This window comes from Bacteroides gallinaceum, from assembly GCF_030373775.1.
Lineage (GTDB): Bacteria > Bacteroidota > Bacteroidia > Bacteroidales > Bacteroidaceae > Phocaeicola > Phocaeicola excrementipullorum.
In genome coordinates this window covers 102,469-123,505 of sequence record NZ_JAUDEN010000004.1, presented here as the reverse complement: position 1 = coordinate 123,505, position 21,037 = coordinate 102,469, and the positions used below count along the sequence as shown (strand labels likewise).

The 21,037-nt window shown below is 50.3% G+C and carries 15 protein-coding genes; 5 read left to right on the top strand and 10 right to left on the bottom strand.

Annotated elements, in window-relative coordinates; genetic code table 11:
• Nucleotides 1-8: 8 nt before the first annotated feature.
• The gene (locus tag QUW60_RS03775) at nucleotides 9-959 is read left to right on the top strand and encodes an NAD(P)H-dependent flavin oxidoreductase (protein ID WP_258337512.1); all 951 of its coding nucleotides are present in this window, start codon (nucleotides 9-11) and stop codon (nucleotides 957-959) included.
• 565 nt (nucleotides 960-1,524) lie between these two features.
• Here the strand turns inward: QUW60_RS03775 and QUW60_RS03770 are convergent.
• Complete coding sequence (locus tag QUW60_RS03770) at nucleotides 1,525-2,625, bottom strand: TlpA disulfide reductase family protein (protein WP_289558532.1); 1,101 nt, start codon at nucleotides 2,623-2,625, stop codon at nucleotides 1,525-1,527.
• A gap of 100 nt (nucleotides 2,626-2,725) precedes the next feature.
• Entirely contained in the window at nucleotides 2,726-3,163 is a 438-nt protein-coding gene (locus QUW60_RS03765; RefSeq protein WP_289558530.1) for a PepSY-like domain-containing protein, read from the bottom strand.
• A 300-nt stretch (nucleotides 3,164-3,463) separates the two neighbouring features.
• Between QUW60_RS03765 and QUW60_RS03760 the strand changes: the two genes are divergently transcribed.
• On the top strand, nucleotides 3,464-3,823 hold the full coding sequence (locus QUW60_RS03760) for a hypothetical protein (protein ID WP_258337625.1): 360 nt from the start codon (nucleotides 3,464-3,466) through the stop codon (nucleotides 3,821-3,823).
• A gap of 124 nt (nucleotides 3,824-3,947) precedes the next feature.
• Here QUW60_RS03760 and QUW60_RS03755 read toward each other — a convergent pair whose 3' ends face one another.
• The 6 genes from QUW60_RS03755 to QUW60_RS03730 form a co-directional block, all read right to left on the bottom strand.
• The gene (locus tag QUW60_RS03755) at nucleotides 3,948-4,475 is read right to left on the bottom strand and encodes a hypothetical protein (protein WP_289558528.1); all 528 of its coding nucleotides are present in this window, start codon (nucleotides 4,473-4,475) and stop codon (nucleotides 3,948-3,950) included.
• A 212-nt stretch (nucleotides 4,476-4,687) separates the two neighbouring features.
• Entirely contained in the window at nucleotides 4,688-6,136 is a 1,449-nt protein-coding gene (locus tag QUW60_RS03750; protein ID WP_258337627.1) for an ATP-binding cassette domain-containing protein, read from the bottom strand.
• Nucleotides 6,137-6,259: 123 nt separating this feature from the next.
• Nucleotides 6,260-8,257 carry a type I pullulanase gene (gene pulA / locus QUW60_RS03745; protein WP_289558525.1) on the bottom strand — a complete coding sequence of 666 codons (1,998 nt, stop codon included), beginning with the start codon at nucleotides 8,255-8,257 and terminating at the stop codon, nucleotides 6,260-6,262.
• An 8-nt stretch (nucleotides 8,258-8,265) separates the two neighbouring features.
• Nucleotides 8,266-8,835 (bottom strand): crossover junction endodeoxyribonuclease RuvC, encoded by a 570-nt coding sequence (ruvC, locus tag QUW60_RS03740; RefSeq protein WP_289558523.1) that lies wholly within the window; start codon nucleotides 8,833-8,835, stop codon nucleotides 8,266-8,268.
• Nucleotides 8,832-9,137, bottom strand: coding sequence for a DUF4286 family protein (locus QUW60_RS03735; RefSeq protein WP_258337630.1), 306 nt, complete (start codon nucleotides 9,135-9,137; stop codon nucleotides 8,832-8,834). Before QUW60_RS03735 ends, ruvC begins: the two co-directional genes overlap by 4 nt.
• A gap of 144 nt (nucleotides 9,138-9,281) precedes the next feature.
• Nucleotides 9,282-9,662: a hypothetical protein gene (locus QUW60_RS03730; protein WP_289558521.1), complete on the bottom strand. Its 381-nt coding sequence runs from the start codon at nucleotides 9,660-9,662 to the stop codon at nucleotides 9,282-9,284.
• Nucleotides 9,663-10,032: 370 nt separating this feature from the next.
• Here QUW60_RS03730 and QUW60_RS03725 point away from each other — a divergent pair, with 370 nt between their 5' ends.
• The 3 genes from QUW60_RS03725 (at nucleotide 10,033) to QUW60_RS03715 (ending at nucleotide 18,069) form a co-directional block, all read left to right on the top strand.
• Nucleotides 10,033-11,685 (top strand): AMP-binding protein, encoded by a 1,653-nt coding sequence (locus QUW60_RS03725; protein WP_258337632.1) that lies wholly within the window; start codon nucleotides 10,033-10,035, stop codon nucleotides 11,683-11,685.
• Nucleotides 11,686-11,943: 258 nt separating this feature from the next.
• Entirely contained in the window at nucleotides 11,944-15,189 is a 3,246-nt protein-coding gene (locus tag QUW60_RS03720; RefSeq protein WP_289558518.1) for a UvrD-helicase domain-containing protein, read from the top strand.
• A 6-nt stretch (nucleotides 15,190-15,195) separates the two neighbouring features.
• Entirely contained in the window at nucleotides 15,196-18,069 is a 2,874-nt protein-coding gene (locus QUW60_RS03715) for a PD-(D/E)XK nuclease family protein (protein WP_289558516.1), read from the top strand.
• Between the two features lie 406 nt (nucleotides 18,070-18,475).
• Here QUW60_RS03715 and QUW60_RS03710 read toward each other — a convergent pair whose 3' ends face one another.
• Both QUW60_RS03710 and QUW60_RS03705 read right to left on the bottom strand, forming a co-directional pair.
• On the bottom strand, nucleotides 18,476-19,492 hold the full coding sequence (locus QUW60_RS03710) for an endonuclease/exonuclease/phosphatase family protein (RefSeq protein ID WP_289558514.1): 1,017 nt from the start codon (nucleotides 19,490-19,492) through the stop codon (nucleotides 18,476-18,478).
• A gap of 19 nt (nucleotides 19,493-19,511) precedes the next feature.
• The gene (locus QUW60_RS03705) at nucleotides 19,512-21,032 is read right to left on the bottom strand and encodes a SusD/RagB family nutrient-binding outer membrane lipoprotein (RefSeq protein ID WP_289558512.1); all 1,521 of its coding nucleotides are present in this window, start codon (nucleotides 21,030-21,032) and stop codon (nucleotides 19,512-19,514) included.
• Nucleotides 21,033-21,037 lie beyond the last annotated feature (5 nt).

Genomic DNA, 21,037 nt, shown 5'->3' with positions numbered 1-21,037 from the left:
ACGTTATCATGAACAACCGCATCTGTCACCTTTTCGGAATCAAGCGCCCCATCATTCAAGGCGGAATGGTGTGGTGCAGCGGATGGCGTCTGGCATCTGCCGTGAGCAACGCGGGCGGACTGGGACTGATAGGAGCCGGCTCCATGCACCCTGAAACCTTGCAGGAACATATACGCAAGTGCAAGGCGGCAACCGACAAGCCTTTCGGAGTAAACGTTCCGCTCATGTATCCTGAAATCGACAAAATCATGGACATCATTGCCAGTGAAGGCGTGAAGATTGTCTTCACTTCGGCAGGCAATCCTGCAAAATGGACCGACACGCTGCACAGCGCAGGAATAAAAGTGGCGCATGTCGTTTCGTCAACACGCTTCGCTGCCAAATGTGAAGAAGCAGGAGTAGATGCCATCGTGGCAGAGGGATTTGAAGCCGGAGGACATAACGGACGGGAAGAAACAACCACCTTCTGCCTGATACCTGCCGTAAAGCGAATATGCACGGTGCCTCTGATCGCTGCAGGAGGCATCGTTACCGGCGAAGGCATACTGGCCGCGCAGATACTGGGAGCAGACGGCGTACAAATGGGCACACGGTTCGCACTCACGCGGGAAAGTTCCGCACACTTCTCATTCAAGGACAGATGCCTGCAACTGAATGAGGGAGATACCATCCTGACACTGAAACAGCTCTCGCCCACCCGGCTCGTAAAGAACGACTTCTACAAACAGGTGGAGGAAGCCGAGAAAAGAGGAGCCTCAACAGATGAAATGCGCGACCTGCTTGGAAAAGGACGGGCAAAAAAAGGCATCTTCGAAGGCGACATCTTTGAAGGGCTGATTGAAATCGGGCAGGCTGCCTCGATGCTGAAGCAACTGCAGACTGTTGACGAAGTGATGAAAGAGCTGGCCGAAGAATATGAGGAAGCGCTCAACCGAATAAGGACAGCAAGGCGACAATGACAAGCGGCCAAAGGCTGTGTCAGGACCAGCCTTATCCGTCACCCCGGACACTGTTGAAGGATTTCGCAAACATAAGCTGATTTATCCACCACAGGACCGGCAAGAAATAGAATAAGGGAGTGCATCTTACCATTTTAATGCACCCCCTCTTAATTGTTTTCAAGGATATTTTTCCGATTTCATGACTAGTAAAACCGGGAAAACAGACCGGATACAAACGCAAAAGAACCTGATAGAATTTTACCTCGTTAGAAAATTTAAACAGCCTCTTATTTTCATTGACGTGACGAGATAAAATTTTAATGTTTCCCATCATCTTTTCAAGCGGAATAAGAGCCTGTCGTTTAAATTTTGCTCAGGTTTATTTTGCGAATTGTTTTCGTGGATATTTTTCTGTTTCTACGAAGATGATAGCGGGGAAACAGACCGGAAACAAACTCAAAAAGGGACGGATAAAAAACTTTTTCGGAAAATGAAATAGGGGGTGCGCTTCACATGAACTGCACCCCCCCTATTTTTATTGACGCTATGTTTCCCATCATCCGTTCCGGCAGCCGGAACAAGCTTATTTCAGCAGCTCAGCCAGCTTAGCTTCGATGTCTTCTCCGCGCAAGTCACGGGCCACGATGGTCCCGTCCTGAGCAATCAGCACCGTAGCAGGAATGGAGCGCACGCCATACAGACCGGCAGCTTCGTTTTTCCATCCTTTCAGATCCGACATCTGAGGCCAGGTAATCTTCAGATCGGCAATCCCCTTCTTCCAGCTTTCCAGATTGCTGTCGAGCGAAACGCCGACCACCTCAAAGCCTTTCGCCTTGTATTTGGCATATGCAGCCACAACGTTCGGCATCTCTCTGCGGCACGGACCGCACCAGCTTGCCCAGAAGTCAACAAGCGTATACTTGTTCTTCGTCACATAGTCGGAGAGCTTCACCTGTTTTCCTTCGGGCGTATCAAGAGCGAAATCAGTATACTTCTGCCCCTCCGAAGTCTTGACACGCACATCAACGTATTCCTTCAGGCGCACAAGCGAAGGATTTGAAGCCAATGGTGCCGGCACTTTCTCCAGCAGCGGCTGCACGTCGGCTACCTCGAATCCCATGCCGAACATACCCAAAAGTTCTGCACCGGCAGCCTTGTCTACATTTTCCGAAAGCATCTGAAGGATCCGTCCGGTACCTTCTGCCTCTTTCCCGTCGAGAACTTTCATCAGCGAATCCTGCTGTGCCGCGGTCAGCGTAGAATCAGTGGTTGCCTTCTTGTAAATGCTTTCCATCTCATCATTAATCCGCTTATACTCGTCCATGAATCCCTGCATCACATCATTGTTGGCCGTACCGGACACGCGGCTCTCCTGTGCGCTCATGTTCACCGTAACGGTTCCCGGTTCAACAAAAATCATGGCGGCCATGTGGCTGTCTCCGTTCGAATAGGTAATATAACGCAAGGCTGCAACCGAATCGGGCACTCCCTTAAATTCAAATGCACCGCCCTTCACCACGGTTGAATCGAGCGCTTCAAATCCGTTTTCCGTTCTGTTCTGCAAATAGACTATATCTCCGTCGCTTGCACCTTCTGCCGTACCCTTGATGGTATATCCGGCCTTCTCCTGACATGCCGCCAGTGCCATGACACCTGCAGCGGCAAACCAAACCATTTTTTTCATGAATTTTTATTTGCTTTTAATTATGCAGGCAAAGATAATCGTTTCATTCAAAAAAGCATGTCTTTTTAATTATAATTCACCACAGCAGGCAAATGACGTGTCAGTCGTCGATGTCGATGACGCGCATCTGGCTGTCGAAAGTGATTTCCCAGCGGTTGGAGAGCTTCACTTCATAGTTGCTGCGGTCACGCTCGATAGACAGGATCCGGGCGTCGGGATAGTTGCTCTGCACGTAGCTCTTGATCCCCTGAGGAACAATCGCTGAAGGAACTCCGTTGACCTTGCAGCTAACTTCCGTCCAGTCGCCAGACTTGTCGAACTCAACCTTTTCGCCGGTCGTGAAGATCACGTCGTAGCTCTTGCTGAACAGATCCGTTTCCTGCTTGGCCAAAGCAACTTTCGAACTCTTGAAATAAGTCGAAAGGAAGGTCTGAGCCTTAGTAGGCAACTGACCGATCTGGATGGGCTTGTCATTGTCGGCAAAGGCGATTCCGGACATCACGAACACACTCACTAAAAATAATGCTAACTTTTTCATAAGGCTTATTCTTTTTAGGGTTATACATTTATTGCATTTTTCTAATGCAAAGATGCGGACAGAATCTGAAAACTTTCTGAACAATGCGGATTTTTAATTAAAACGATATTCAAATAGGCATATCTTAGAAATAAGCTACTTATGAACTTTTCTCAAAGAGTGGGGTAATGACCTGAAAACAGTTGCGATTTCTGCTATATGAGGTGTGTTTCTGTCAAACAACTCTTATTTGATACAAAAGCAGTCCTTTTACAGGATAAACCAAATATAATGCGTATTTTTGTGGAAAAAATAGGGACGATGGAAAATGTATTTCGTGATTATGGCTCTTTTGAGAATAAGAACAATGATAGAATAATCTGCTTTAATGTAAGCAGGACTTATCTTCAATGCGAAAGACCCAATTTATATGAATGTACAAGAAAGTATTGGCGATTATGTGGCAAACGAGCACAAAATGCAGATTTTGCTTTTGCTATATGTTCGGGATATATCATAGGAGTATTTAGACCAACACGTTGGTTTTTGACTAGTTCAAAAGAATACCCAGGACGCTGGGAATTTGAAGGTGAAGAAGTTGAGAACTCTCCCTTTCTAAACATGAACATATCCCATTTGATTGGTAAAAATCAGAATCCTGTTTCATATATTAATATGTAGATATACAACAAACCAATTATCAGTATGGGAATCATTAATATAGCTTAACGGGACACGAATGAAATCGGATATAAATTACTGGAATCAATATATCTGATATTCCTTCTTTGCAGAGATAAAATAATCACCCTATCTCTGATCTGAGCTCTTCCAAATATTTTTTTATATCATCTACAGGACGAAAAGGCTCTATTATATCAAGGTTTGTATTTATTATTGCATATACAAATTCCACATCGTTATCTTCTCCACCAAAACCGTCTGAATCCTCAAAATATCTTCCATCCGGATATATCATCCACGAAATGGCACAAATGCCTTTTTTAAAACAATCATATCTATTGACAGCAGCATATCTTATATCCTTGTTTCTGGCATTTTTATATCCATAACGGCACTTCTTTTCTATTGATTTAAAATCAATCTCACTATCGTCCACAAGCATGGTACCGCCTTCAGTCGAAAGTTTCCGGATTTTGCCAGTCTGCGTATTGGCTATAAACAGCTCATGATTACGCCATCCTTCACCCCAAAACATAGCCATGCCATCACCTACATATAATCCACCACGACCTTCTAACTCTGAAAATCCTGATACTTTTACCTCTTCAGCCTCATAATCTACAATGAATTTGATTTCATTCTGTTCCATAATAAAATATGTTTAGATTATTTTTTTCATTTATCAATATTCACACCAGCCCCCTCACTAGAATGTACTTTAAAATGAACATAGCATTCTTTGCAAGTTCACAAACTGAGCGAATGCTTGCCATATCGTCAGCTGACATCCGACATTCAACAGCCTGCCCATTTTTTGTGGACAGCAATGTTCCATATTGGACCGCGTCGCACAGACCGCTTTCAGTTTCTTTTCAGATAAAGCGCGTTTGTAATGACAGCCGGAAGCTCCTCCTGGTAATGCGTCACCATAATCATAGTCTTGTCCTTTCTTTCACAGAAAGCCTCGATGACATCTTTTACCAGCCTGCGATTCCACATATCCAGCCCGTGGAGAGGCTCATCAAGAATCAGCAGTTCCGGATCCTTCACAAAGGCACGCGCAAGCAGAACCATGCGCTGCTCTCCGCTCGACAATTGGAGGAAATTCCGGTCTTTCAGGTCAGCTATCCCGAAAATATCCATCCACCATTCGCACACGGCACGGTCTTTCTCCTGCATTTTCCTGTACAGCCCGATCGAGTCATGCAGTCCGCTTGCCACTATATCAATTGCAGGCAGATTTTTCAGGTAAGCGCGGTGCATCTCCGGACTCACATAACCGATGTGCTTCTTTATCTCCCAGATACTCTCCCCGCTCCCTCTTTTACGGCCGAACAGAGCGATGTCACAGGCATAGCTTTGGGGATTGTCAGCGCACACCAGACTCAGCAGGGTTGACTTTCCCGAGCCGTTATCTCCGCTCAGCGCCCATTTCTCTCCGCAACGGACGGTCCAGTCCAGATCTTTCAGTATCGTCCTGTCACCATAGCGGATGCTCACCTTGTTCAAGTCCACAATGTGTTCCGCATGATACAGATTCTCGCCATAAGGCAGATTCAGAATCCGTTCCCGCTTTTCTTCCGGAAGAACATGCGCCGGAACCTCCCGACGCTGATGCAGATACTCCTGCAAGGAAATCTTATCACCGCAAGTACGGTCCTCCACAGGAATCACATGCGTGATGAATTCCGGAATATCATCTGTCTTTGAAAGAACCAGTATAACCTGAAGGCGCGTCATCTCCGTCAGCCTGCGCAGCAGCACATGAAGCAAGTCACGGGTCTTCGCATCAAGTCCGATAAAGGGATTGTCCATGATAAGCACCCTCGGACCGCTCAACAGCGTCTTGGTCAGCTGGAACTTCCGCAGTTCTCCGCTCGACAGCAGAATAATATGTTTGTCCAGCATGGCCTCCACCCCGAACAGGTCATACAGCGCATCCTTCAGTTCGCCGTCCGCGCACGCCGGAAGAAGATCGCGGACAATGGGAGTTTCGTCAATATCATGCGTATTCCAGCGCTGCTGGTAATAGTAGGTGGCATCCGAGTCGCCGTATGAATCACGGAAAGTGATGTATTTGACATTGTCACACACCATTTCCGACTCCGAAGGAGAAAAGTCATAAGCCACTTCATTCATCAACAGCGGATAACGCCCCGTGATGGTATCTACCAAAAGACTTTTCCCGCCTCCGTTTGGTCCGACTATGGCTATATGCTCTCCTTTTCCGATGTGCAGATTTATCGGCTTTTTCATCCGATAAACCGGATTGCGCGCCACTCCGTCCGTTATTGATATTATATCTTGCATCTCCGTTTTTCTGTTTTTTAGTCACGTATCAATAAATTACTTGTCTCTCAAAAAAAGGAAGGCACGAAGCTCTTCCTCTGACACAGCTTGCCGTACCTTCCTTTTTTTTCATACAAATTTCCGTTACTGGTGGACAATCATGGCGGTCCGCGGAGCCACAACAAGTTTGTTTCCGTTCAGCACTCCCAGTCCCATCACTGGGTCGATTTTACCGTCACGGCATACTATCCAGTACTTCCCTTCCGGAACGGCGATTTCGGCCGGAGCTGTATCCGCATTCAGCACAACGGTCGTATTCAGCCATGTATCACCTTCCGGTTTTCCGTTGATGCGGAAAGCCACCACATTGTCTGACGGAGTTTCCAAATACTCCAGGCACTTGCCCACAAGGGAAGCAGAACCCAGATGGAAAGCCGGATGCGCCTTTCTGACGGCAATCAGTCCACATGTATAGTCAAACAAGTCACGGTGAGCCGTCTTGTTCCTCCAGTCGATGGCATTGATGCTGTCAGGGCTTGCGTATGAATTTGCGACACCGAACTTGCTCCGCATCACTTCGTCGCCGGCAAAGATGAAAGGAATGCCCTGCGAAGTCATAACAGCCGTCATTCCCAGTTTCAGCAAAGCGTCCTGTTCCTGAACCGACGCACCGGGCATTGTGGCACGGATACGGTCGGTGATGCACATATCGTCATGGCAGCTCATGTAACTGATCATCTGAGCAGGCTCTCCGGCCCAGTTTCTCAGCGGACCGTTCACCGAATCCGTCTGCACCTGCGGATGCACGACACCTCCTGCCAGTCCGAACTTCACGCCTTCAGAAAATCCCCGCTTGCCGATCAGGAAAGCACCTTTGGAATCATCCCCCCAGGCACCGCGCAGGCTGTCGCGGAACTCATCGCTGAACGCCGCTATTCCAGGCATACGGGCAATGTTCTTTTTCAAGGCAATCTGGTCTTCCGGCAGTTGCGGAGCCTTGGCAGCCCAGCCTTCGCCACCTATATAAATGGTAGGATCGATCTTGTCAAGCGCAGCCCGGATCTCTTTCATCGTTTCAATGTCATGGATAGCCATCAGATCGAAGCGGAATCCGTCGATGTGATATTCGTTCACCCAATAGCATACCGACTCAACCATAAAGCGGCGCATCATGGCACGCTCGCTGGCCGTTTCGTTTCCGCAGCCGGAAGCGTCGGCAAACTTCCCGTCTTCCGTATGGCGGTAGAAATACCCCGGAACCGTACGTTCAAAGTTGCTGCCTTCCGCCACGGCCGTATGGTTATAAACCACATCCATGATCACACGGATACCCGCCTGATGCAAAGCCATGACCATCTGCTTGAACTCACGGATGCGCACGTCGGGCTTGTAAGGGTCGGTCGAATAAGAACCTTCCGGCACGTTGTAGTTCTTCGGATCATATCCCCAGTTATACTGAGGTTTGTCGAGCCGCGTTTCGTCGACCGTCGCGAAGTCGAACGAAGGAAGGATCTGCACATGCGTAACCCCCAGCTCCTTCAGGTGGTCGATGCCAGTCTTTTCGCCCAGATAAGTAGAAGTTCTCTTCTCCGTCAGAGCCAGAAACTTTCCGCGGTTCTTGATGCCGGAAACCGTATCCACAGAGAAGTCCCGATGGTGCATTTCATAAATAATCATGTCAGAGAAGCTCTTCATCGGCGGACGCTTGTCGGCATCCCATCCCTGCGGGTCCGTGGTGTCGAGGTCGATAATAGCGGCACGGTCGCCGTTCACTCCAACCGCTTTCGCCATCACTCCCGGCGTATCGCCCAGCCAGGTATCGTTTACCTTCACATTAAAAGTATAGAACTTTCCGTTCAGATCCCCGTCGGCCTTTACCTTCCACATACCGTCAGTTTCCTCTTCCATGGGAAGCATCTGGTAGGCCGATCCTCCGAGGCCTTGTTCATAGAGCATCACCCGCACCTCCTGCGCAGTAGGAGCCCACAGCGCAAAGTGTGTCGACGACGGAGAGTAAACCATTTCTTCCCATTCTCCCTTGTAGACGGGATAATCCTCATACGAAGAAAAACCGTCTTTCTGCGACTGGCTGCATCCGGCAGCCGTAATGACAGACATCAGAATTACGTGTTTCAGTTTCATTTTACAAATTATTTTTTTATTCGGTTCGGATTTTTCGCTATGAAATCTCTCCAGTTTGAATAAACTTTGGGCAGGACCGGATTTCCCATCTGAAGATAATGGCAATAGGCAGCCCCGAGCGCGTCGGTCGCATCAAGAAAAGGCCCCATCTCCGACTCCGGAATATGGAGCATGCGTTTCAGCATGTCCGCCACCTGCTCCTTGCTTGCCTGTCCGTTCCCCGTGATTGCCATTTTGATTTTCAGCGGGGCATATTCAGTGACAGGTATGTCGCGGCACAGCGCAGCCACGATAGCCACCCCCTGCGCACGTCCGAGCTTCAGCATCGACTGCACGTTTTTCCCGAAGAAAGGAGCCTCAATGGCAAGCTCGTCGGGCAGATACGAAGTGATGATTCCCTGCACCCGCTCGTAAATATGCTTCAGCTTCAGATAAGGATCCACGCATTTGCGGAGGTCGATCACTCCAAGCGCCATCACATGCGGCTTGACTCCCGCAATCTTCAGCACGCCGTATCCCATGACATTCGTTCCCGGATCTATGCCCAGTATGATCTTCTCTTTGACGGGCTGTATCACCTGATGACCTCCATCAATGTCGGAAACCCGACCACTTTATCCTTGAATATCTTTTTGATTTCCCCGTTCAGATGTTCTCCTCCGTTCACCAGCCACTTGTGCAGTGCGGCCGAATCCTCCGCCTCCCACTGCAACGAAAAGCATTCGCTGTCCTGTTCCTTGTGGCTCAGTATGCGGAGTATGCGCGGATTCTTCAGAATACCGCTCTTCTCCGCTTCAGGAATATAACATTCGTTCAGCCAGATGACAAAATTGCGCGCGTCATCCATTTCTACATGATAAGTCGTGTTGTAAACCAGCATAATTCCGTTTCTTTTGATTCAATCTTTCTGCAAACATAAGCAAAATATGTGAGAAAACGCAGAAGAAATGCAGATTTGCGCAACGACAATCAGCAACCGAAAAAAATCCGATGCGCTGCATACCGATTACGATACGTCTTTTGCCTATTCTTTGTCTTTGATTTCTTCTAACATATCATTGATGAAACCGTCCGCCTGCTGCATCAGGTCATCAAACTGCTGCTTCAGTTCCTCATGATTGAACTCGGCGGCTTTTTCCGACACTTCTTCCGAGAACTTTTCCAGTTCCTTCCGCTGGTCTTCGGTCATATCCTCCAATACCTTTTTGCCTTTTTCATTGATGCTGCGGTATTCCTCACCCACCCGCTTCCAGTCTTCTTCCGTATAGGAAGATGCATTCTTGAGCGTTTTTTCGGTCAGGCTTTTCATGTCGTTCACATAGTCTTGGGCGCTGTAGCCTGTACATGCGGTGAAACACATGCCGGCAAAGCCGATGGCAAAGGCAAGATGAAACAGTTTTTTCATAAACAGAAGTTTTTTGATGTGCGTATATGTACAAAGGTAAATAATTTCTTGAAAACCGGCAGGCATTTTTCTTTATTTTTGCAGCATATACAGAGGCCTATTCTTCGTTTTGCAGCCATTACGCCGCATGTAAAAACGGAGAAGAATGCGGTGGCTGACGGACGGACAACTCACGGCAGAAGCATCGTCGCCGGCACACCGGTTCAGGAGTCCTCCAAAGCAGACAAGCAACGCAGTTCCGCAACGTGCTTTTTTGCAGAAGTGTCCAAAATGTAGCCTGTAATCATTAAAAACGCTAAAAGCAGGGCTTCCTTAAGCAAAGTTTTATTATTTTTGCGCACATTGTAAGAACAAATGTGCAATTTGCAAAATGGAGATTCAAAACAGCTTTATACAATTGGTAGAAGAAAGCATCCGCAAGAACTGGAATTTGGACGCTTTGACAGATTACAAAGGAGCAACGCTGCAATACCGCGACGTTGCCAGAAAGATAGAAAAGATGCATATCCTTTTCGAACATGCCGGAATAAAGAAGGGCGACAAGATTGCCTTGTGCGGACGGAACAGCGCAAACTGGACAGCCGCATTCCTGGGAATCGTCACATACGGAGCTGTGGCTGTGCCTATCCTGCATGAATTCAAGGCAGACAACGTGCACCACATCGTCAACCATTCGGAAGCACGGATGCTGTTTGTGGGCGACCAGGTGTGGGAAAACTTCAACGAGCGTGCCATGCCGAACCTGGAAGGCATCATCGAGCTGAAAAACTACGACCTGGTGGTTTCGCGCTCAAAAAAACTCACCTATGCAAGAGAGCACCTGAACGAAGAGTTCGGAAAGAAATATCCCTGCCGGTTCCGTGCGGAACAGGTTGCCTACCGCCGCGAAGACCCTGAGGAACTGGCCGTAATCAATTACACATCGGGAACCACGGGGTATTCAAAGGGAGTGATGCTCCCCTACCGCAGCATCATTTCAAACATCGTGCACATCGACTCGAAAGTCGGGCTGAAGCCGGGCGACCGGATCGTATCGATGCTTCCGCTGGGACATATTTTCGGACTGGTATTCGACTTCCTTTACGGCATTACCGTCGGAGCTCACCTGTGGTTTCTTACACGCATGCCAAGCCCGAAAATCATCGCCGAATCGTTTGCCGTCATCCGTCCCCGCGTCATCGCCTGCGTGCCCCTCATCGTTGAAAAAATCTTCAAGAAAAACATTCTTCCGCAGGTCGACAGCAAGCTGGGCAAGCTTCTGCTGCACATCCCGATCGTGAGCGACAAAATCAAGGACCAGATACGCAAACAGGCCATGGAGGTATTTGGAGGGAACTTCATCGAGATCGTCATCGGAGGAGCTCCGTTCAACGCTGAGGTGGAAGCCTTTCTGAGGAAAATAAACTTCCCGTACACCATCGCCTACGGAATGACGGAATGCGCTCCGCTTATCTGCCACAGCCGCTGGGACGAGATCCTTTATATGTCATGCGGAAAAACCGTTTCAAACATGGAAACGAAAGTCGACTCGCCCGATCCGGAAAACATTCCGGGCGAACTGCTGTGCCGGGGCATGAATGTCATGCTGGGATACTACAAGAACCAGGAGGCGACCGGACAGACCATCGACAAGGACGGATGGCTCCACACCGGGGACATGGCCGTAAAGGATGCGGACGGAAACATATTCATCAAAGGACGCTGCAAGAATATGCTGCTCACAGCCTCCGGACAGAATATCTATCCGGAAGAGATAGAGGCAAGGCTCAACAACATGCCTTTCGTAAACGAATCGCTGGTAATACTGAAAGACAACAAGCTCGTGGCACTCGTATATCCGGACAATGAGGAGGCTTTCGCCCAGAACCTGACCAAAAAGCAACTGGAAGATGCCATCGAGCAGAACCGTGTCGAGCTCAACAAGCTGCTTCCTGCCTACTCGCAGGTCGCACATGTCAAACTCTATCCCGAAGAATTTGAAAAGACAGCGAAGAAGAGCATCAAACGCTTCCTGTATCAATAAGCGCGGACGTGTCAAAACAGAATCTGGCTGCCAGAAACGATGCCGCCCCGAGCGTTAGCGAAAGATTTCGAAGGCATCCGCGCGGATGCGGGACAGACTTCGCCGAACGTTGTGTCTTCCTTCCTGCGGTTGTCCTTCAGATGACAAGAACGGAAGCTGACTCTTTTTTTGACATACCCGCAACCTCACATAAATGTCATACTCCCCCTCAAAAGCCTTCCCTCCGGGGGAGGACTGACGGGGCTTAAACCTTAACCTATGTCACATTCTAACCCGGAACTTCTGGTCTATAAGGCTTCCGCCGGTTCGGGAAAGACCTTCACGCTGGCAGTCAATTACATCTGCCAACTGATTGAAGACCCCACTGCCTACCGGAGGATTCTTGCCGTAACGTTCACGAACAAGGCTACAGCCGAAATGAAGGAGCGAATCCTGGAACAGCTTGACGGAATCGCCGAACGTTGTCCGGACTCGGACGGATACCTGAAGGAAATACAGAAACGTACAGGCAAGGCGGAAAACGAGATACGCCGGTCGGCAGGCAAGGCACTGACCAACATCATCCACGACTACAGCCGTTTCCGGATCGAAACCATCGACTCGTTCTTCCAGTCCGTTCTGAGAAACCTCGCCCGCGAACTCAATCTGGGCGCAGGGCTTTCGATCGAACTGAACAACAAGGAGGTGCTGAGCGATGCCGTAGACATCCTGATTGAAAAGCTGGACCGGAACTCTCCCGTACTGTACTGGCTGATCGAGTACATCGAAGAAAAAATAGAAAACGACAAACGCTGGAACGTTTCGGAAGAAATAAAAAGTTTCGGCTGGAACATCTTTGACGAAAGCTATATCGAAAAGGGAGAGAAACTGAGGGAGAAGCTTGCCGATCCCCACTTCCTTCCGAACTACAAGAAAGAGCTTGAAAATATCCAGGCAAAGATACTGAAGCAGATGAAGGACTTCAGCGAAAAGTATCTTTCAGCCCTCAGCGCGAACGGACTTGACCCGGCCGACCTGATAAAGAAAAGCAGCGGAATAAGCGGCTATTTCCGGAAGCTGGGCGACGGAAAGCTGGGCGACGACATTTGCAACGCGACGGTAAGAAACTGTCTGGAGGATGCAGGCAACTGGGCTTCGAAGACATCTCCCAAGCGTGACATCATCCGCCAACTGGCTGCATCCTCCCTTCTCCCGCTCTTGCAGGAAGCCGAGAAAGTGCGTCCGAAAAACAACATGATTCTCAATTCGTGCAAGCTCTCGCTGAGATATCTCAACAACCTGAGGCTGCTGGCAAACATCTACGACGAAATCAACCTGCTGAACCGGGAACACAACCGTTTCCTGCTCTCGGAAACCAACGCCCTGCTCCATAATCTGATGGCTAAAGGCGACGCTTCGTTCATTTACGAGAAAATCGGCACAACCGTTGATACCGTTATGATTGACGAGTTTCAGGACACTTCGCGCATGCAGTGGGAGAATTTCCACCTCCTGCTCGAAGAAAGCCTCGCACAAAAAGAAGGCAGCCTGATTGTAGGCGACATCAAACAGAGCATTTACCGCTGGCGGAACGGCGACTGGAGGATTCTCGCCAACATAAAGAAAGACCCTGCCTTCAGGACAAGGGAATGCACGCTGGACACAAACTGGAGAAGCGAAACCAACATCATCCGGTTCAACAACGGAATTTTCAAGGCCGCATCGCTCGTCCTTGACGAAAGGTACCGCGAAGAAACCGGAAACCACTGCACGGATCTGACCGAAGCCTACGCGGATGTGGAACAGAAAACGCCGAAGAAGGACAACAGAGGATACGTGAAGCTTGCTTTCCTGCCCAACAGCAAGGAGCATCCGTATGCGGAATCAATGCTTGAACAGCTGGCCGCCGAGGTGGAACGTCTGGTCGGACAAGGCATAGTTGCCAGCGACATCGCCATCCTGGTCCGGAAGAACAAGGCGATCCCCGAAATAGCCGGCTACTTCGAGCAGCACACGTCCCACCGGATCGTGTCTGACGAAGCTTTCAGGCTGGACGCTTCGCCGGCCGCAAACATGCTGGTCGACGGGCTACGGCTCTTTGCTTTTCCCGACGACTCCATATCGCTTGCACGCCTGGCCGCAACGTACCAGCAGGAAATCCTGCACAAGGACACCGCCTTGAACACGATACTGCTTGAAGGGGCGGAAAAATACCTTCCCGCAGAACTCCTCCTGCGGAAAGACACACTTATGTTCATGCCGCTTTATGAACTGCTCGAAACGCTGGCATCGATCTTCAATATCCGCGAAATCAAAGGACAGGACGCTTATCTCTGCGCATTTTACGATGCGGTGACGCTGTATGTCCAGGACAATTCATCGGACATAGCTGCTTTCATTGCCTACTGGGAAGAGGTGCTGCACGAAAAGACCATCCCCTCCGGAGAAATTGACGGCATCCGCATCCTGTCGATCCACAAGTCGAAAGGGCTGGAATACCATACCGTGCTGATTCCTTTCTGCGACTGGAAAATGGAAAATGAAACGAACAGCCACCTGGTATGGTGCTCGCTCGATGCGGACAACCCTGACTTCGCGCCTTTCAACGAACTGGATCTGGCTCCCATCAACTATTCAAAAGACATGGCCCAGTCGGTTTACCACGACTGTTACCAGACAGAGCACCTGCAGTTATGGGTCGACAACCTGAACTTGCTCTACGTGGCATTCACACGTGCCTGCAAGAACCTGATCGTGCTCGGCAAGCAGAAGCAGGCCAACTCGGTGTCCGAACTGCTGCGCGAAGCGGTAGAAAAGCTGGATTTCATGCAGACACCGGAGCCCGACCCTTCCGGTGAATGTCCGGAAGAAGGCGACACATGCGAAACATATGAGTTCGGTTCTCTCTGCACTGAGCAGGAAGGCAGAAAGCAGTCGGCAAACCGGCTGAAAGCCAAACCGGAAACCATCTCCATGCGGGTAGAGAGCCTTACACCGGAAATCGAATTCAAGCAATCAAACAAATCGGCAGAGTTCATCCGGGGGGACGAAGACGACAAGGCGCACTATATCCAGCAGGGGCAGCTGCTCCACAGCGTTTTTGCCTCCATCAGGCGGAAAAGCGACCTGGAACAGGCCATCGGCAACCTCCGCTTCAACGGTATCTTTGAAACGGAAGAGCAGGAACGCAGAACCAGGGAAATAGCGGAAAAAGCACTGGAAAACCCGGTCGTTGCCGACTGGTTCGACGGCGGATGGGAGCTGTACAATGAATGCAGCATCATTTTCAGGGACGAGGAAGGCGGATTGCAGACCCGGAGGCCCGACCGCGTGATGAAGAAAGACGGCCGAGTCGTTGTGGTCGACTTCAAATTCGGGAAAAAACATGACGCATACAGGCAGCAGGTGCGCGAATACATGGAACTCCTGACGAGAATGGGACACAAGCATGTGGAGGGTTATCTGTGGTATGTGTTTGCCGACGAACTGGAAAGAATCAATTGTGACGAACAACACGTAAGCTAAATCATTATGGAAACATTTCTAAAATCAGTGGCGCACGACCTGTTTGAAAAGACCGGAGGCGAATTGAGCCGCACGGCAGTAATCTTCCCGAACAAACGCGCCGGACTGTTTTTCAACGAATACCTCGCCAAAGAATCGGAGCAGCCACTCTGGTCGCCTGCCTACTTGAGCATCAGCGAACTGTTCAGACAGTCGTCGGGCCTTCTCATCGGCGATCCGGTGAAGCTGGTGTGCGACCTCTACAGAACGTACATTGAGGTCACGGGCAGCGACGAGCCGCTTGACAACTTCTATTTCTGGGGCGAAATGATGATAAGCGACTTCGACGACGCCGACAAGAATATGGCAGATACCGATGCGCTTTTCAGCAACCTGAAAGACCTCAACGACATGTCCGAGGGCTTCGACTTCATGGAGGATGAACAGAAAGAGGCAATCAGCCAGTTCTTCCACAACTTCTCCATCAAGAACGATACCGCTCTGAAGAGCCGGTTTACCCTGATGTGGAACTCGCTGGGCAAAATCTACCGGCAATACAAGGAGCGTCTGAAAACGCAGGGAATCGCCTACGAGGGGATGCTCTACCGCGAAGTGGCAGACTCGCTCAGTGTGGAAAAGCTGCCGTATGAAAGATATGTATTCGTCGGATTCAACGTACTGAACAGGGTGGAACACCGCCTGTTCAGCAAACTGCACGATGCAGGCAAGGCCATGTTCTATTGGGACTACGATGTGTTCTACCTCAAGAAGCCGCACGAAGCCGGCGAGTTCATCAGCCGGAACCTGAGAGATTTTCCCTCGGAACTTCCGCCTTCCTGCTTCGACTGGCTGAACCGTGACAAGCAGATCGAATTCATCGAGTCGCCTACGGAAAACGGACAGGCGCGCTACCTGCCGCAATGGATCAGGGAGAACCTTACGGAACCGGAAAAAGAAACAGCCGTGGTGTTGTGCAACGAATCGCTGCTGCAGCCTGTCCTCCATTCGCTCCCCGAAAACATAAGGCACATCAACATTACCATGGGATTTCCGCTCTCGCAGACTCCGGCATACAGTTTCGTGAAAGCGTTTGTCGAACTGCACACCGAAGGGTATGATGCCAAAGCGGGGCATTTCCTCTTCGCACCGGTCGTATCTCTGCTGAAACACCCTTACATGCAGAAGATCTCACCCCATACCGCCAATGTGGAAAGCGAACTGGTAAAAGGCAACCGCTTCTATCCCCTGCCCTCGGAACTGTCGAAGGACGGTGTGCTTGAAGAGGCGTTCTCGCCATGCGCCGGCAACCTGTCACTGTGCGAAAGACTGTCTTCGCTGCTGAAACAGATCGCAACGCTCCACAAGGGGGAAAAGACAGGCGACGCATACGACCAGCTCTATCAGGAAGCACTGTTCAAGGCATACACCATGACCAACCGCTTCCGCTCGCTCGTTGAAGACAAAGAGCTTGACGTCAAGACCGAAACGTTCAGACGCCTGCTGGTCCGTGTCATGTCGGCGGCATCCATACCCTTTCACGGAGAACCGGCCATCGGAATGCAGGTTATGGGAGTTCTCGAAACCCGAAACCTGGATTTCCGCCACCTGATACTGCTGTCGGTCAACGAAGGGCAGCTTCCCAAAAGCGGAGGGGAGTCCTCGTTTATCCCCTACAACCTGCGCAAAGCGTTCGGCCTGACAACCGTCGACCACAAGATTGCCGTATATGCCTATTATTTCTACCGCATGATCCAACGGGCGGATAAGGTCACGCTGATGTACAACACCGCTACCGACGGAATCAACCGCGGAGAGATGTCGCGCTTCATGAGGCAGCTGCTGATAGAATGGAGGCACCCGATCGGCAGGAAGCAGCTGGCGGCAGAACAGATACCGGCGGCGGCGTGCCCGACCGTCATAGAAAAAACCCCGGAAATCATGGAGAGAATGGCGGATGTCTTCGACACAAGGCGCAACAAGCATGCGCTCATGTCACCGACGGCGCTCAACACCTACCTGGACTGCCCGCTCAAGTTTTACTATAAATATGTAGCCCGCCTGACGGCTCCCGATGATGTGAGCGCAGACATCGATCCGGCCAAGTTCGGAAGCATCTTCCACTATGCAGCCGAACATATCTACAAGGACATGAGCGAAAGGCAGAAAACGGTGGACAGGGAAACGATCGAGAGGCTGCTGAAAGACCCTGTCCGGCTGAGAAGGTATGTGGACAACGGATTCAGGGAACTGTTCTTCAACCCCGAAGCCAACAAATCGCCACAGGCTCCGCAGCTTCCCGAATACAACGGAACGCAACTGATCAACTCGGAGGTTATCTACCGCTACATAAGGCAACTGCTCCGGCTGGACAAGGAATATACGCCTTTCACCTTCCTCGACTCGGAAGTAAAGGTCAGAGAAGACATCACAGTCAGAACGCCGCAAGGAGAAATCAGGTCGTGCATAGGAGGCACAATCGACCGGACAGACTGCAAGGACAACATGCTCCGGATCGTTGACTACAAGACGGGAGGCGAACCGGAAGCTCCGGAAAGCGTGGAGTCGCTCTTCCTGCCGGCCAGAAAACGCCCCCATTACGCATTCCAGACATTTCTGTATGCGGCGATCATGAACAGAAAGATGCGCGACGAAAACAGCGGCAGAACCGTGGCTCCAGCCCTGCTTTATATCCACCGCGCAGCCTCGGCCTCCTACTCGCCTGTGATAAAGCTAGGCAAGCCACAAGTGGAGGTTTCGGATTTCAGCATTTACGAGGACGAGTTCAGAGAACGTCTGCAAAGCCTGCTCGAAGCTATTTTCTGCGCTGACATCGCATTCACCCAAACGGAAGTGGAGGACAATTGTCAGTATTGCGACTTCAAAAAATTATGCAAAAAGTAGCCAAATAGCAAAAGAATGTTAATAAACAGAAGTTTTTACGGATATGCAAAAACTTTTATCGCGAGTTCGCGGTTATACTAGTGTTTTTCATAGTATTTATACAGTCTGGTGCTTGTGAAAGTATCAACTGTAGGGACAAAAGCGTTTGTTCCTAAAGACGAAAGCGACTGCAGTTCCCCAGCAGTCGCTTTCCTTTTTTTATTCTCTTTCTTCCCTTTTCCTTTCCTTCCCGCGCGGATCCGGAAATCCGAAGCTTCACGCATCAAAGTTTGTCTTCAGTCTGAAGCTATATATCTTCAGTCTGGAGATATGCATCTTCAAGCTGGAGATTTATATCTCCAGGCTAAAGATACAGATTTTCCGCAGCAACCTCCGCTTTGCTGTCCGGCCGACGGCAAAGAGGTTTTTATTGCCACTCCAGAGTTACCAGCACGCCCTTGTGGTCGCTGGGCCACGTGCCTTGCGGTTCGATGATGGGATCCTGAGAAGTTTCATCAGCCCGCTTTCCGCGAATGACGGAAGCTTTCGGACCAAGAACGGCGGCTTTCACAGACCGGACACCGGTGCCCTTGTAGAAAATAAAGTCGATGCGGTCCCGTTCATCCGCTTTGGGTGCCCAGGCCAGCTTGCCGATCTCCGCATCTTCATTAGAAGCCACCCAAGTAAAGCCGGGGTGTGTCACCGCGCTGGGATAGACCGTGCGGTAAGCGTCGTGGTAGCCGGCTTCGTGCAGCAGCCGTGTGGTAGTCCACGGCACAATGAACCCGTGATGGTCGTACAGGTCCTTTGTATCCGCCTGCCAGTCCATCCATGAAGGCTCATTGAAGTCCCCCCCAACAACGACAGGCATTCCCTTTTCAATGTCTTTCTCGGCATGGCGCATCATTATCCTGATCTGGCGCGGACGCTGTGAAGCATCATTCTGCGCCAGCACCTCTTCCACCGCCGCAGGAAGAGGACATTCTTTCCATGTCACTCCGTCATAGCCGCGAGGCAAGTAGCAGGCATAATGCGTGTAGTCCAGATGAACGGCATAAACGGCCATCTGCCGTCCTTCCACATCGATGACGGCACGGTTGATGCTGACCGAATCCAACGCTCCGCTTTCCATAATGGGATAACGGCTGAGGATGCCTCCGTCTTTACTGGGACATGTATAATACAGCAAACCTTTTCCGCGCAGGCTGCGGCACAGGCTATCAGTAAAGTGTATGCCATGATAATCCCTCACTTCACACAGCGTGACTATATCGGGACGATGGGCCGCGACTTCGTCTGCGATTGCCTCGAAAGCACCGTCTACTTGCGTAGCGTCTTGCCAGACATTAAGCTGCAACACTTTCAGTTGCTTGCCGGTATCCGTATTTGCCCGAAGCCCTGCCGGCAGCAGGCAAAACAAAAATAGAAGCAGTTGTTTCATCATGTATGCAAAGTTACCCTTTTCACTGTAATATCCACATCACTCCATTGACTTCGTCCGAACCGTATTGGCGCTGGATGGCTGTTTCCACATTTTCGGTATTATAAGAAATCTCTACGTCGGGATACTGCCAGCGCATGGGCAATTTGTCCGGCGCGTTGAAGTTCTGGCTGGTTTCCGGATTGACAGGCAGCACGGGATAACCGGTGCGGCGATAGTCGTAATAAGGCTGATAAGGCAGCTGCATGAAAGCGGCAATGTACTTCTGCTCCATGATTTTGCGCAACTGCTCATCGAAACTGCCGGAGAGCTGCACGGAAGACTGTTTAAGAAAACTGTCGATGTAAGTGTCAGTCAGCGGATGGCCGTAGTGATAAGTTTCGCTGTCGGGCGTATGGTCATAGATAAATTCCATGCTGGCGCGTATGCCTTGCTTATACAGCTGGCTGGCATCAGCCGAAATCCAGCCGCGCAGCGCAGCTTCCGCCAGGATGAAGCACTGTTCGGCATAGCCCAACTGAATGTAAGGTTCGCCGGAAATATAATCCACGTACCGGGGATTAAGCCCGCTGCAGTCGCCTGCCGCATAGTGGTCTTTTACTTCCGAGATAGGAGCAGTAGGGTCTACACCCACAAAAGCGTCCCACGAAGCGGCGGCTACGCCCGCGTCAAGCTGGGTCTGTGCCGGCCGTCCGTAATAGAAGAGGCGGTAGTCCTGATTGTCTTTCAGCAGTTTTACCAGGAAGTCAGACAGCATGGCATAAGCCCAGTGACGGTTGGTAGACGAGTTGTATGGATAGTATTGCCCGGCTTTGTCAGAGAAAGCAAGTTGCAGGTTGTCTTCGTTGCTTTCCATGAGCAGTCCGTTCTGGTAAGCCTCCCGGAAACGTTGGGCTACATTCAGGTCGGCATCGTCTTCTCTTTTAGAGAGGTTGATAAGCACGCGCAGCTGCAAGGCAGTCGCCACCTTCGCCCATTGCCTGGCACTGCCGCCGAAAACAATGTCACCGCTGAAATCCTGTGCGGCCGAGAGTTTGCTGTATGCTTCCTGCAAATCCTCAAGGACACCCAAGCATACATCTTTCTGCGTGTCATAAACGGGTGTAAGCAAACCTTCTTCTCCTTGCAGAATCTGGCTGTAAGGGATATCTCCCACTTCCAGCGTGTGGTTGAAAAGCACATAGGCTTTCAACAAGGCCGCCAGTCCTTCGTAGGCCGACTTGTTGCTCTCCGGAGCCAGCTCTGCCATGTTCTTGTAGTCTTGCAGGTAGGCATAGTCGCTGAAACTGGCACGCCCGAAATCATTGTACTGGCCGTCTACGGCTCCCTCGCCCCATCCCAGGTATTTGGTGATGAACATATGGGTAACGAATGTCTTTCCCGAACTCGACGGTGCCAGTATCCCATGAATAGCGCCTGTCGCCAACAAGGAGGAGTTTACGTTGGTGGGAGTATCCGGATTGGTATTGATGTCTTCAAAATTGGAACATCCTGCCAGCAGGGTGCAAACAACGCCTGCAGCTATGGTTTTGATATGTTTCATACGGA